This is a genomic window from Streptomyces griseicoloratus, assembly GCF_014534645.1.
GTDB classification, from domain to species: Bacteria; Actinomycetota; Actinomycetes; order Streptomycetales; family Streptomycetaceae; genus Streptomyces; species Streptomyces griseicoloratus.
In genome coordinates this window covers 15,046-28,200 of the sequence record NZ_JACVQF010000184.1, presented here as the reverse complement: position 1 = coordinate 28,200, position 13,155 = coordinate 15,046, and the positions used below count along the sequence as shown (strand labels likewise).

11 protein-coding genes are annotated in these 13,155 nt (G+C 71.6%); 5 read left to right on the top strand and 6 right to left on the bottom strand.

Features of this window, described 5'->3' with window-relative positions; genetic code table 11:
• Positions 1-35: 35 nt before the first annotated feature.
• Positions 36-1,034, top strand: coding sequence for a TerC family protein (locus tag H0H10_RS11465; protein ID WP_188180789.1), 999 nt, complete (start codon positions 36-38; stop codon positions 1,032-1,034).
• A gap of 155 nt (positions 1,035-1,189) precedes the next feature.
• Complete coding sequence (locus tag H0H10_RS11460) at positions 1,190-2,290, top strand: calcium:cation antiporter (protein ID WP_188180788.1); 1,101 nt, start codon at positions 1,190-1,192, stop codon at positions 2,288-2,290.
• A 36-nt stretch (positions 2,291-2,326) separates the two neighbouring features.
• Here H0H10_RS11460 and H0H10_RS11455 read toward each other — a convergent pair whose 3' ends face one another.
• Positions 2,327-3,598, bottom strand: coding sequence for an MFS transporter (locus tag H0H10_RS11455; protein ID WP_188180787.1), 1,272 nt, complete (start codon positions 3,596-3,598; stop codon positions 2,327-2,329).
• A 90-nt stretch (positions 3,599-3,688) separates the two neighbouring features.
• Complete coding sequence (locus H0H10_RS11450) at positions 3,689-4,732, bottom strand: S66 family peptidase (protein ID WP_188180786.1); 1,044 nt, start codon at positions 4,730-4,732, stop codon at positions 3,689-3,691.
• Between the two features lie 103 nt (positions 4,733-4,835).
• Between H0H10_RS11450 and aroQ the strand changes: the two genes are divergently transcribed.
• Positions 4,836-5,309, top strand: a complete 474-nt coding sequence (gene aroQ, locus H0H10_RS11445; RefSeq protein ID WP_188180785.1) for a type II 3-dehydroquinate dehydratase — start codon at positions 4,836-4,838, stop codon at positions 5,307-5,309.
• A gap of 284 nt (positions 5,310-5,593) precedes the next feature.
• Here aroQ and H0H10_RS11440 read toward each other — a convergent pair whose 3' ends face one another.
• Both H0H10_RS11440 and H0H10_RS11435 read right to left on the bottom strand, forming a co-directional pair.
• Positions 5,594-6,250, bottom strand: a complete 657-nt coding sequence (locus H0H10_RS11440) for an MBL fold metallo-hydrolase (RefSeq protein ID WP_188180784.1) — start codon at positions 6,248-6,250, stop codon at positions 5,594-5,596.
• A 47-nt stretch (positions 6,251-6,297) separates the two neighbouring features.
• A complete protein-coding gene (locus H0H10_RS11435; RefSeq protein ID WP_188180783.1) occupies positions 6,298-6,987 on the bottom strand; it encodes a maleylpyruvate isomerase family mycothiol-dependent enzyme in 690 nt (229 codons plus the stop codon).
• A 223-nt stretch (positions 6,988-7,210) separates the two neighbouring features.
• Here H0H10_RS11435 and uvrA point away from each other — a divergent pair, with 223 nt between their 5' ends.
• Positions 7,211-10,252 carry an excinuclease ABC subunit UvrA gene (gene uvrA / locus H0H10_RS11430; protein ID WP_188180782.1) on the top strand — a complete coding sequence of 1,014 codons (3,042 nt, stop codon included), beginning with the start codon at positions 7,211-7,213 and terminating at the stop codon, positions 10,250-10,252.
• Between the two features lie 332 nt (positions 10,253-10,584).
• Here uvrA and H0H10_RS11425 read toward each other — a convergent pair whose 3' ends face one another.
• Both H0H10_RS11425 and H0H10_RS11420 read right to left on the bottom strand, forming a co-directional pair.
• Positions 10,585-11,493, bottom strand: coding sequence for a carbohydrate kinase family protein (locus tag H0H10_RS11425; RefSeq protein ID WP_188180781.1), 909 nt, complete (start codon positions 11,491-11,493; stop codon positions 10,585-10,587).
• On the bottom strand, positions 11,490-12,542 hold the full coding sequence (locus tag H0H10_RS11420; RefSeq protein WP_188180780.1) for a LacI family DNA-binding transcriptional regulator: 1,053 nt from the start codon (positions 12,540-12,542) through the stop codon (positions 11,490-11,492). The genes H0H10_RS11425 and H0H10_RS11420 overlap by 4 nt, the downstream gene beginning before the upstream one ends.
• Before the next feature lie 182 nt (positions 12,543-12,724).
• Here H0H10_RS11420 and H0H10_RS11415 point away from each other — a divergent pair, with 182 nt between their 5' ends.
• Positions 12,725-13,150: a Rieske (2Fe-2S) protein gene (locus tag H0H10_RS11415; RefSeq protein WP_188180779.1), complete on the top strand. Its 426-nt coding sequence runs from the start codon at positions 12,725-12,727 to the stop codon at positions 13,148-13,150.
• Positions 13,151-13,155: the final 5 nt, after the last annotated feature.

Sequence of the window (13,155 nt, the reverse complement as noted above, 5' to 3'; positions counted from 1 at the left end):
TGACATCTGCCGTGTGACGTACTGCCGGAGGCGTAGTGGAAGTTTCCTCGACCCTGTGGGTCCTGACCATCCTGGGGCTCGCCGCCCTCATCGCGGTCGATTTCTTCATCGGCCGCAAGCCGCACGACGTATCGATCAAGGAAGCCGGAATCTGGACCGGCGTCTGGATCCTCCTCGCCTGTCTCTTCGGTTTCGGCCTGCTCGTCTTCGGCGGCGGCCAGCCCGCCGGCGAGTTCTTCGCGGGCTTCATCACCGAGAAGTCCCTCAGTGTGGACAACCTCTTCGTCTTCGTCCTGATCATGGCGAAGTTCGCGGTTCCCTCGCAGTACCAGCAGCGAGTGCTCCTCATCGGTGTGCTGATAGCCCTGGTCCTGCGGGCCGTCTTCATCGCCGCCGGTGCCGCGATCCTCGCCAGCTTCTCCTGGGTGTTCTACCTCTTCGGCGCCTTCCTGATCTGGACCGCCTGGAAGCTCATCCAGGAGGCCCGGGCCGAGGAGCAGGACGAGGAGTGGGAGGAGAACAAGCTCCTCAAGACCGCCGAGCGCCGCTTCGGCGTCGCCGACCGCTACCACGGCACCAAGCTGTGGATCGAGGAGAACGGCAAGCGGGTCATGACCCCGATGCTGGTGGTCATGCTCGCGATCGGCACCACCGACGTGCTCTTCGCGCTCGACTCGATCCCGGCGATCTTCGGCCTGACCCAGGACCCGTACATCGTGTTCACGGCCAACGCGTTCGCCCTGATGGGTCTGCGTCAGCTGTACTTCCTCATCGGCGGCCTGCTGAAGAAGCTGGTCCACCTGTCCTACGGCCTGTCGGTCATCCTGGGCTTCATCGGTGTGAAGCTGGTGCTGCACGCGCTGCACGAGTCCGGGGTCCACGTGCCCGAGATCAGCATCCCCGTCTCGCTCGGCGTGATCTGCTCCGTCCTAATCGTCACCACGATCACCAGCCTCCGGGCCACCCGGAAGCAGGCCGAGGCGGAAGCGGCGGCCGGCGGCGAGGGCGCCTCGAAGGACAGCGTCGAGGCCTGATCCCGACCGGTACGACCCGAGCCGGGAACACAAGCCCACCGGGAGCGGCGAGCGGCACATGGACCGCCCGCCGCTCCCGGCGCGCGTGCTCCGGGCGTGCTCCCGGCCGCCCGTGACGGAGTGCGAGCTCCGGTCACCTCTGCGAACATCGCTGCATGATCACTCGGTCGAGGGCGCTCCTGGCGCAGTGGACGACCGTCATGCCCGTGGTCGCGGTCGTGCTCCTGGTCCTCACCTGGGGGCGGGATCTGCCCGGGGCGGTCGTCGTGCTGATGACGGTCGTCCTCGCGGTGGCCGTACTGGCGGCCGTGCACCACGCCGAGGTGGTCGCACACCGGGTCGGCGAACCGTTCGGCTCCCTGGTCCTCGCCGTCGCCGTCACGGTCATCGAGGTCGCCCTCATCGTGACCCTGATGGTGGACGGCGGCGACAAGAGCGCGACCCTGGCCAGGGACACGGTGTTCGCAGCCGTGATGATCACCTGCAACGGCGTGGTCGGACTCAGCCTCCTCGTCGCCTCGCTGCGGCACGGCACGGCCGTCTTCAATCCGGAGGGCACCGGCGCCGCCCTGGCGACGGTCGCGACCCTGTCGACGCTCAGCCTCGTCCTGCCGACGTTCACCACCAGCAAGCCGGGCCCGGAGTTCTCGACCATACAGCTGACCTTCGCCGCGCTCTCCTCGCTGATCCTCTACGGCCTGTTCATCGCGACCCTGACCGTGCGGCACCGCGACTACTTCCTGCCGATCACCCGGCAGGGCCAGGTGATCTCCGTGGAGACCCACGCCGAAGCCCCGTCCCTGCGTACGGCCCTCATCAGTCTTGTACTGCTGGCCCTGGCCCTGATCGGCGTGGTGGGCCTCGCGAAGGGGGTGTCGCCCACCATCGAGGACGGAGTGGACGCCGCCGGGCTGCACCACGCCGTCGTCGGTGTGATCATCGCCCTGCTGGTGCTGCTTCCCGAGACCATCGCCGCGCTGCGCTCTGCCCGCCGCGACCGCGTGCAGACCAGCCTGAACCTCGCGCTCGGCTCGGCGATGGCCAGCATCGGCCTGACCATCCCGGCGGTCGCCCTGGCCTCCGTCTGGCTCTCCGGGCCACTGGTCCTCGGCCTCGGCTCCACCCACATGGTGCTGCTCGCCCTGACCGTGGTGGTCGCCTCCCTGACGGTCGTGCCCGGCCGGGCCACGCCCCTGCAGGGAGGCGTCCACCTGGTGCTGTTCGCGGCCTACCTGGAACTCGCCATCAATCCCTGACCCGCCGCCGACCCCCGGCCGCGCCCATGCCGCCCCTCATCCCGAGGCGGGCTCCGCCGCCGCGACCGGAACCGGACGGGTCTCCGGCAGCAGCGCGAAGCATCCGAGGCTGAGCAGTCCCACCGCCGTCAGATAGGCGGCCACGCCCCAGGGCACCCTGCCGCCCTGCTCGGCCAGAGCCGTCGCGGCGATCGGCGTCAGCGCGCCCCCGACGACCCCGCCGAGGTTGTAGCCGACCGCCGCGCCCGTGCAGCGCACCCGGGGCTCGTACAGCTCGGGGAGGTAGGCGGCGATCACCGCGAACATGGTGATGAACGCGATCATCGCGCCCAGGAAGCCGAGGAACATCGGCAGGGGCTCACCGGTCGCCAGGAGCGCGACCATCGGGAACATCCACAGGACGGCCGCCGCGCACCCGGCCAGGCACAGCGGCCGCCGGCCGTAGCGGTCGCCGAGCAGCGCCGCAAGCGGGGTGAGCGCGCCCTTCACCACCACCGCGGCCATGATGCAGGAGAGCATCACACCCCGGTCCACCCCGAGCCGTTCCGTGCCGTACGCCAGGGACCAGGTCGACACCGCGTAGAAGATCGCGTACCCGATGGCCAGCGCCCCGGCGGTCAGCAGGACCAGCCGCCAGTGGTCGCGCACCACCTCGGCCAACGGCACGCGCGCGTGGTCGTCGATCTCCAGGAAGCGGGGGCTCTCGGTGAGCGACGACCGCAGCCACAGCCCCGCCAGCGCCAGCACCCCAGCCATCCAGAACGGCACCCGCCAGCCCCACTGCGCGAACTGCGCCTCGGACAGCGACGCCGACAGGGCGAGCACCACACCGTTGGCGAGCAGGAAGCCGACGGAGGGACCGATCTGCGGGAAGCTCGACCACAGCCCGCGACGGCCGGCGGGCGCGTGCTCCGCGGTCAGCAGCACGGCCCCGCCCCACTCGCCGCCGAGCCCCAGCCCCTGGAGGAAGCGCAGGGCGACGAGCAGCAGGGGAGCGGCCACGCCGATGGAGTCGTAGGTCGGTACGCAGCCGACCGCGACCGTCGACGCGCCGGTCAGCAGCAGCGAGGCGACGAGGACCGGACGGCGTCCGTGCCGGTCCCCGATGTGGCCGAAGAGCACCGACCCGAGGGGGCGGGCCACGAAGCCGACGCCGAAGGTGCCGAAGGCCGCCAGCGTCCCGGCCACCGGCGAGAACGTCGGGAAGAACAGCGGCCCCAGCACCAGCGCCGCCGCGGTGCCGTAGACGAAGAAGTCGTAGAACTCGATCGCCGTCCCGGCGAGTGAGGCGGCAGCGAGCCGCAGCATGGAGGGCGCCCTTACAGCGCGTACATCGTGCACGCAGGGTCAACTACCCACAGTGACAGCTCGTTACGGGGGCGTGCGGAGGTGAGCGGGTCAGTACGTGACGGTGATGCGCCGGGCGGGGCCGTCCACGCGGACCGTCCCCCCGTAGGGGATGACGACCTGGGGATCGGTGTGGCCGAAGTCCACATCGAAGACGATCGTCGTGTCCGGAGCGTAGGTCCGCATGGCACGGAGCACCGCCTCACGCTGCTCCGCCGCGTAACGGGCGCCCTCCTCGGGACCGTTGGGGCGATCGAACGACCAGGTCTTCGGACGGCCCGTCAACAGCGCGGAGAAACGGCGCAGCAGCCCGCGCTCGCCCATGTTGCGCAGGGTGCGGAAGACCTCCGCGGCGCTCGGCATCTCCTCGGAGGTCTCCAGGAGCAGCACACCGCCGTCGTACTCCGCCGGATCGGCGATCTCGCGGTCGGCCATCAGCAGCCAGCCGAGGATCTCCAGACAGCCGCCCCAGCCGCGGCCTTCGACCACGCGGTCGGGGTTGACCCAGGTCCAGCCATTGCCGGGCCGGGTCTCGGGCTCCGCGTCGAAGGTCGCCGGGTCGGCCCAGTCCCGGTCGACGTCACGCCAGCGCTCGGCGGGCGCCAGTTCGTACGGACCGGAGCTGAACAGCGCCGCGCGCAGGGAGTCCGCGGTCTGTGGGTGCATGGCGCCCGGGCGGCCCAGTTCACACATCACGGTCGCGCCGTGGTACCCGACGATCCCGGTGTTGTACAGGTAGGCGAGAAGGCTGGTGTTGTCGCTCATGCCGAAGAAGGGCTTCGGGTTCGCCCGGATCAACTCCCGGTCCAGGTGCGGCAGTACGGTGAGCTGGTCGTCACCGCCGATCGTCGCGATCACCGCGCGGACGTCCGGGTCGGCGAAGGCCGCGTGGATGTCGTCGGCGCGCTCGCGCGGCGTCGCCCCCATCTTCCGGGTCGCCGGGTACTCGACCGGCTCCAGCCCGTACTCCTTGCGCAGTCGCTCCAGGCCCAGCTCGTAGGGGAGCGGGAACAGCCCGGGCAGGCCGGAGGAGGGCGAGATCACCGCTATGCGGTCGCCGGGGGAGGGCTTGGGAGGGTACGAGATCGTCGTCATGCCGGGAGGGTAGGGCCCGAAGGGCTGCCGTCGCACCGTGATAAACCGGGTGCCAGCAGCGGTCGCTCGCGGACCGCCCCACGCCGAACGGACCGGAGGAACCGTGCCCCGCACCCTCGCCAACGCCCCCATCATGATCCTCAACGGCCCCAACCTGAACCTGCTCGGCCAGCGCCAGCCGGAGATCTACGGCTCCGACACCCTCGCCGACATCGAGGCCCTGTGCGTGAAGGCGGCGGCGGCGCACGGCGGCACGGTGGACTTCCGCCAGTCCAACCACGAGGGCGAACTCGTCGACTGGATCCACGAGGCACGGCTGAACCACTGCGGCATCGTGATCAACCCCGCTGCCTACTCGCACACCTCCGTCGCGATCCTGGATGCGCTCAACACCTGTGACGGTCTTCCGGTGGTGGAGGTCCACATCTCCAACATCCACCGACGTGAGCCGTTCCGGCACCACTCCTACGTGTCGCAGCGCGCCGACGGGGTCATCGCGGGGTGCGGTGTGCAGGGGTACGTGTTCGGCGTGGAAAGGATCGCGGCGCTGGCCGGAGCCGGACGGGCCGGCGCCTGAGCAAGGCCGGGGGCCGCCGGCCGAGGGCGGGGATCGAAGACCGGCGGCCCGTACCGCGCAGGTTCCCTGGCCCCGCGCGGGCGCACTCCAGTTGACCGCGTCGCCAGGAGTGCCGGGAGCGCGTGTGCGAGGCCGGTGCGTGTGAACGCATCACACGGGGCGCGCGCGACGGGACGCCCGCGGCCCGCCGCCCGTCGTCCGCCCCGGCATCCGGGCAGGCGGGGCCCGGCGCCCCCGCGCCACCCGGTCACGACGGCCGGATCACCGGCGGTGTCCGGCCGCGGTCACCAGCCCCGCGCGTGCCACTCCGGCAGATGCGGCCGCTCCGCGCCCAGGGTGGTGTCGTTGCCGTGCCCGGGGTAGACCCATGTCTCGTCCGGGAGGACGTCGAAGATCTTCGTCTCGACGTCGTGGATCAGGCTCGCGAACGCCTCCGGATCCTTGTGCGTGTTGCCCACGCCGCCGGGGAAGAGACAGTCCCCGGTGAACACGTGGGGGTGGCCGTGCGGGTCGTCGTAGACGAGGACGATCGAGCCCGGGGTGTGCCCGACCAGGTGGCGCGCGGTGAGCTCCACGTTCCCGACCCGGATGGTGTCGCCGTCGTCCACCAGGACGTCGGTCCGCACGGGGATGCCCTCGGCGTCGAACCGGCCCGCGTACGTGCGGGCGCCGGTGGCCGCGACGACCTCGGCGAGCGCCTGCCAGTGGTCGCCGTGCCGGTGCGTGGTGACGACGGACGCGATGCCGTCGTCACCGATCGTGCCGAGCAGCGCCTCGGCGTCGTTGGCGGCGTCGATCAGCAGCTGCTCGTCGGTGGCCCGGCAGCGCAGCAGATAGGCGTTGTTGTCCATCGGGCCGACCGCGACCTTGGTGATCATCAGATCCTTGAGCTCGTGCACGTCGGCGGGTCCGCCGACCCTCACCTCTCCGCTGTACGTCATGGCGGCCAGCCTAGCGCCGGGAAGGGTCCGCAGGCGGCGGCCGACGGCTACAACGGCGGCAGCGCCGGCAGCGTGCCGCCCGTCACGGTGAGCGCGGATCCGTCGCGCCGTCCCGCGAGCCAGCCGAGCAGGTCCGCGGCCGTTCCCCCGACCTCGACCGGACCCCCTCCGGCACCGCCACCGGTGGTCCAGGACCGGCCGTCGGCGGTGGCCAGGCGGGTCGGCGGTACGGTCGCGTGCCCGCGGAACCGCTCCGCGAGGAAGTCGATCTCGCGTTCCGTGAACCGAGCCGGAAGATCCTCCAGCTCGTACCCGATCCCCAGGTCCACGTGGTGCAGCTCGACCTCGACCCACCGCCGGAAGGGCACCCGGGACGCCGAGTCGGTGACCCCGTTGCGCAGCTCCACCGTGCGCGACCAGTCCGCCGGGGCGGCCCCCGTCGCCTGGAAGCGGGCGGCGCTCTCGCGCAGGTCGGAGAGGTGGACGTCGAGGGGGCGCGGCGCGTCCCGCTCGATGTCGGCGTCGCGGGCCTCGCCGGAGACGTACATGGGACGGCCTTCGAGGACGTTCACGAGCGCGTCCGCGTTGCGGGCGAGATGGGCGAGGACGTGACCGCGGGTCCAGCCGGGAAGCCGTGACGGGTGGGTCACGGAGACGTTGTCCAGTTTGCCGACCGCGGTGAGCAGTCGGTCGGTCGCCTCACGTACAGACGCCAGGTCATGGGCGTGATCAATCATGGTGCCGACCCTAGACCGCGCCACACGTTCGGGTGAAGAAGGCGGACCGCGACCGTAAATCGAATGCACGTGCTATATGGTCGGGTGCGGCGTCGGGCATGCTGGAAAGCCGGGGTTTGTTGACAACCGGTGAATCCGACCGGCGTTGTCAGTGGCTCCCCCTAGTCTGAGAAAGACGGGGGCCCCGCCCCTGTCACTTCTCTCAAGAAAGGTGCGGACCGGCGTGGCCGACCGTCTCATCGTCCGTGGCGCGCGCGAGCACAACCTGAAGAACGTCTCGCTCGACCTGCCTCGTGACGCGCTCATCGTCTTCACGGGCCTGTCCGGGTCGGGCAAGTCCTCCCTGGCCTTCGACACGATCTTCGCCGAGGGCCAGCGGCGCTACGTGGAGTCGCTCTCCTCGTACGCCCGGCAGTTCCTCGGCCAGATGGACAAGCCGGACGTCGACTTCATCGAGGGCCTCTCCCCGGCGGTCTCCATCGACCAGAAGTCGACCTCGCGCAACCCGCGCTCCACGGTCGGCACCATCACCGAGGTCTACGACTACCTCCGTCTGCTCTTCGCGCGCATCGGCAAGCCCCACTGCCCCGAGTGCGGCCGCCCGATCTCGCGCCAGTCCCCGCAGGCCATCGTCGACAAGGTCCTGGAGCTGCCGGAGGGCAGCCGCTTCCAGGTGCTGTCGCCGCTGGTGCGCGAGCGCAAGGGCGAGTTCGTGGACCTCTTCGCCGACCTCCAGACCAAGGGCTACTCCCGCGCGCGTGTGGACGGCGAGACGATCCAGCTCTCCACCCCGCCGACCCTGAAGAAGCAGGAGAAGCACACCATCGAGGTGGTCGTCGACCGCCTCACGGTGAAGGACTCCGCCAAGCGCCGGCTCACCGACTCCGTGGAGACCGCGCTCGGCCTGTCCGGCGGCATGGTCGTGCTCGACTTCGTCGACCTCCCCGAGGACGACCCCGAGCGCGAGCGCATGTACTCGGAGCACCTGTACTGCCCGTACGACGACCTGTCCTTCGAGGAGCTGGAGCCCCGCTCCTTCTCCTTCAACTCGCCCTTCGGCGCCTGCCCCGACTGCACCGGTATCGGCACGCGCATGGAGGTCGACCCGGAGCTGATCGTCCCGGACGAGGAGAGGTCCCTCGACGAGGGCGCCATCCACCCCTGGTCGCACGGCCACACCAAGGACTACTTCGGCCGCCTGATCGGCGCCCTCGCGGACGCGCTGGGCTTCCGGACGGACATCCCCTTCGCGGGCCTGCCGCAGCGCGCCAAGAAGGCCCTGCTCCACGGCCACAAGACCCAGGTCGAGGTCCGCTACCGCAACCGGTACGGGCGCGAGCGCCGGTACACCACGGCCTTCGAGGGCGCCGTGCCCTTCGTCAAGCGCCGGCACAGCGAGGCCGAGAGCGACGCCAGCCGCGAGCGCTTCGAGGGCTACATGCGCGAGGTGCCCTGCCCCAGCTGTTCGGGCACCCGGCTCAAGCCGATCGTCCTGGCCGTCACGATCATGGGCAAGTCGATCGCCGAGGTCTCCGCGATGTCCATCAGCGACTGCGCGGACTTCCTGGGCGAGCTGAAGCTCACCGCCCGCGACAAGAAGATCGCCGAGCGCGTGCTGAAGGAGGTCAACGAGCGGCTGCGGTTCCTGGTCGACGTCGGCCTGGACTACCTCTCGCTCAACCGCGCGGCCGGCACGCTCTCCGGCGGCGAGGCCCAGCGCATCCGGCTGGCCACCCAGATCGGCTCCGGACTCGTCGGCGTCCTGTACGTCCTCGACGAGCCGTCCATCGGCCTGCACCAGCGCGACAACCACCGGCTGATCGAGACCCTGGTCCGGCTCCGCGACATGGGCAACACGCTCATCGTCGTCGAGCACGACGAGGACACCATCAAGACCGCCGACTGGATCGTCGACATCGGCCCCGGCGCCGGCGAGCACGGCGGCAAGGTGGTGCACAGCGGCTCCCTCAAGGAGCTGCTCGACAACGCCGAGTCGCAGACCGGCCTGTACCTGTCGGGCAGGAAGGCCATCCCGCTGCCCGACATCCGGCGCCCGCGCGACCCGTCCCGGCAGCTCACGGTGCACGGCGCCCGGGAGAACAACCTGAAGGACATCGACGTGTCCTTCCCGCTGGGCGTGTTCACGGCCGTCACCGGCGTGTCCGGCTCCGGCAAGTCGACGCTGGTCAACGACATCCTGTACACGCACCTGGCCCGCGAGCTGAACGGCGCGCGGAACGTCCCCGGACGGCACACGCGCGTGGACGGCGACGACCTCGTCGACAAGGTCGTCCACGTCGACCAGTCGCCCATCGGCCGCACCCCGCGGTCGAACCCGGCGACGTACACCGGCGTCTTCGACCACATCCGCAAGCTCTTCGCCGAGACCACCGAGGCCAAGGTCCGCGGCTACATGCCGGGCCGCTTCTCCTTCAACGTCAAGGGCGGCCGCTGCGAGAACTGCGCGGGCGACGGCACGATCAAGATCGAGATGAACTTCCTCCCGGACGTCTACGTCCCGTGCGAGGTCTGCCACGGCGCCCGGTACAACCGGGAGACCCTGGAGGTCCACTACAAGGGCAAGTCCATCGCCGACGTCCTGAACATGCCGATCGAGGAGGCGACGGAGTTCTTCGAGGCGGTCCCGGCGATCTCCCGGCACCTGAAGACGCTCAAGGACGTCGGCCTCGGCTACGTCCGGCTCGGGCAGTCCGCGACCACCCTGTCCGGCGGTGAGGCCCAGCGCGTGAAGCTCGCCAGCGAGCTGCAGCGCCGCTCCACCGGACGCACGGTCTACGTCCTGGACGAGCCGACCACCGGTCTGCACTTCGAGGACATCAGCAAGCTGCTGACGGTCCTGGGCGGCCTGGTCGACAAGGGCAACACGGTCATCGTCATCGAGCACAACCTCGACGTGATCAAGACCGCCGACTGGGTCGTCGACATGGGGCCCGAGGGCGGCGCGGGCGGCGGCCTGGTCGTCGCCGAGGGCACCCCGGAGGAGGTCGCCGGTGTTCCGGCCAGCCACACAGGCAAGTTCCTGCGGGAGATCCTCGGAGCCGACCGGATCAGCGACGCGGTGGCGGTGAAGGCCCCGCGCAAGGCGGCGGCGAAGAAGGCGGCCAAGACGGTGGCCGCCAGGTCCACGGCCAAGAAGACCGCCACCGAGAAGGTCACCGGCACGGCGGCCGGCAAGACCGCCGCGAAGGCGGCCAAGGCCACGAAGTCCGCCGCGAAGAAGACGACGCGGGCGCGGCAGTCCTGACCCAGCCGGGCGGCCGCTCGCGGCCGCCCGCGCTGCGGCGGCCGGCTTCGGACGCCGCCGCCCCCATCGGCACCGCCCGGCGGCACACGGAGGCGCCGTGTCCCACAAGACCCGTGGGACACGGCGCCTCCGTGTCGTCGCCCGCCGAGCCACCCTGCGCTCAGGCGTCCGCCGGCTCCACGAACCGCATGTCGAGCTGGATCTTCGCCACCTCGCCGCCGACGCGTTCAACCTGTCCCTGAAGGACCGGATGCTGCTGCGCCGCCTGACCGAGAGGCCCCGGCGCCCTGCGGGCCGTACGACCCGCCGGCTGATCCCTGGGCCGAGCGGCGTCAGCCGGCCAGCTCGTGGGCGTACGGCGGTTCCGCGCCGGCCCGCGAGCAGGTGACCGCCGCCGCACGGGCCGCGAAACGCAGCAGCCCCGTCCAGCCGTCCGCGCCCAGGGCCGTCAGCGCCGGCTCGCTCAGCGCGTCACGCACGGCGAGGCCGTGCAGCAGGGCCGCGTTCACCGTGTCGCCCGCGCCGATCGTGTCGACCACGTCGACGCGCTCGCCCGGCACGGAGTACTCGCCGCCGTCGCGGGTGAAGGCGGTCAGTCCCTCGCCGCCCCGGGTCACCACGACCGCGGCCGGGCCGGACGCCAGCCACTCCCGGGGCGTGCCGCCGAGCCACTCGGCGTCCTCCGCGGACAGCTTCAGCAGCGACACCGACGGCAGCCAGCTCTTGAACCGGGCCCGGTAGGCGTCCGGGTCCGGGATCAAACCGGGCCGGATGTTCGGGTCCAGCGCCGTGAACACGCCCCGCGCGGACGTCTCGCGCATCAGCTCCTCGTACGCGCTCGCCCCCGGCTCCAGCACCAGCGAGCAGGTGCCGAAGGAGACCGCCCCGGTGCCCGGCGGCAGCGCCGCGGGCGGCGCGAACAGCCGGTCCGCCGTCCCCTCCACGTAGAAGGAGTACGCGGCCGAGCCGTCCGCGCCGACACTCGCCACGGCGAGCGTCGTCGGCTCGGTCCCGCGCTGCACCGGCGAGACGTCCACGCCGGTCTCCCGCAGCCGGTCCAGCAGGGCCTCGCCGAAGGCGTCGGACGAGACCCGGGAGCAGAAGGCGGTCGGGGAGCCGAGCCGGCCCAGTGCCACGGCCGTGTTGTACGGGCCGCCGCCGAGCGCCGGGCGCAGCGCGGCGAGGGCGCCCGTGCCCTGCGGTACCAGGTCGATCAGTGCCTCACCGGCGACGACGATCACGGGAGGGTCCTTTCGTGGGCGGGCTGTTCGGACGTTTCGGGGCAGCCGCACGAGGTGCGGTGGGCGAAGACGCAGGGCAGTCGCACGGTCCGGGCCGGCCGGTCCGGCGAGGCGAGGCGTTCCAGCAGCAGCCGGACGGCCTCGGCGCCGAGCTCCTTGCTGGGCTGCGCGACCGCCGTCAGGCGCGGCGAGAAGAGGTCGGCCCAGGGGAAGTCGTCGAAGCAGCACAGCGCGATGTCGCCGGGTACGGACAGGTCCCGGTCCCGCAGGGTGCGCAGCGCGCCGATGGTCATCGCGTTGTTGGCGGTGATCAGCGCGGTGGGCGGTGCGGCCAGGGACAGCAGGGCCGCCGTGGCGCGTGCGCCGCCGGCCGCCTCCGAGTCGCCGTGCGCCACGAGCCGTTCGTCGTACGGCAGCCCGGCGGCCGCGAGGCCGTGCCGGTACCCGGTGATCCGCTCGTGTGTCGTGCTGAGCCCCGGCCGGCCCGCGACCAGCCCGATCCGGCGGTGGCCGAGCCCGGCGAGATGCGTGACCAGCGCGGTGGTCGGTCCGGTGCTCTCGGCGCAGACCTGGTCGAAGCGCGGGCCGCCGTCCTCCGGGCCGTCGACGACCCGGTCGAGGAACACCGCCGGTACGCGATGGCGCTCCAGGTAGGCGACGAGCGCCCGCGGGTCGGCGGAGGGCGCGACGATCATGCCGTCCACGCGCCGCTCGTGCAGCAGCTGGACGACCCTGCGTTCGTGGGCGGGATCGTCGTGCGGGTCGGCGATGAGCAGGCCGTAACCGTGCGCCACGGCGCCGGCCTCGACGCCCTGGAGGATCTCCGTGAAGTAGGGGTTGCTGATCGCGGACACGGCGAGCCCGATCGACCGGGTGCGGGACGTCACCAGCGAGCGGGCGAGGCCGTTCGGCGTGTAGCCGAGCTCCTCCACGGCGTCCAGCACCGCCCGGCGGGTCTCGGGCAGCACCGGCCGGGTGTTGTTGAGCACGTGCGAGACGGTCGCCACGGAGACGCCGGCGCTCCGCGCCACATCGGCCATCGTCGCCAACGGATGCCCCTCTCCCTGCCTCGCGCTCCCGGCCTGCGGGGGCGTCCGGCCGGGACCGTATCCCATCCGGAGGCGGGCGTAAACGCTTGCGCAAGCGTTTACGTCTCACCGACCCACCCCGCCGGCCGGGCCCCGCCGCCGGATATCGTCGCCCTGCACACCCCCTGACCAGTGGAGACCCTATGCCCGGCCGTTCCGCCCCGAGCCGTCGTACCGTCCTTCGCTCGACGGCCCTCACCCCCGTCGCCGGACTCGGGCTGGCCGCCTGCTCGCCGGGCGACGACGGCGCGGCGCCCGCCAGGCCGACGGCGCCCGTCGACCTCGGCGCGGACAGCGAGGTCGCCAAGGGCGCGGCAAAGCTCTACCGCGACCAGAACGTGGTGGTCAGCCGGGCGGAGGACGGCTCCCTGAAGGCGTTCAGCACGGTCTGCACGCACGCGCGGTGCCCCATCAACAAGCTGGAGGGGACGAAGCTCGTGTGCCCCTGTCACGGCAGCGAGTTCGACGCCCGCACCGGTGAGGTGCTGCACGCCCCGGCGAGCGTGCCTCTCATCGAACTGCCGGTCGAGGTGAAGCAGGGCCGCATCGTCGCCGGCCCCGGCGTCTGACCGAC

Excerpts from the sequence above, each read along its gene's own strand:
- H0H10_RS11435 (WP_188180783.1), bottom strand. The coding sequence starts at position 6,987 with ATGATTGATCACGCCCATGACCTGGCGTCTGTACGTGAGGCGACCGAC.
- H0H10_RS11450 (WP_188180786.1), bottom strand. The coding sequence starts at position 4,732 with ATGACGACGATCTCGTACCCTCCCAAGCCCTCCCCCGGCGACCGCATA.
- H0H10_RS11455 (WP_188180787.1), bottom strand. The coding sequence starts at position 3,598 with ATGCTGCGGCTCGCTGCCGCCTCACTCGCCGGGACGGCGATCGAGTTC.
- H0H10_RS11440 (WP_188180784.1), bottom strand. The coding sequence starts at position 6,250 with ATGACGTACAGCGGAGAGGTGAGGGTCGGCGGACCCGCCGACGTGCAC.
- H0H10_RS11460 (WP_188180788.1), top strand. The coding sequence starts at position 1,190 with ATGATCACTCGGTCGAGGGCGCTCCTGGCGCAGTGGACGACCGTCATG.
- H0H10_RS11415 (WP_188180779.1), top strand. The coding sequence starts at position 12,725 with ATGCCCGGCCGTTCCGCCCCGAGCCGTCGTACCGTCCTTCGCTCGACG.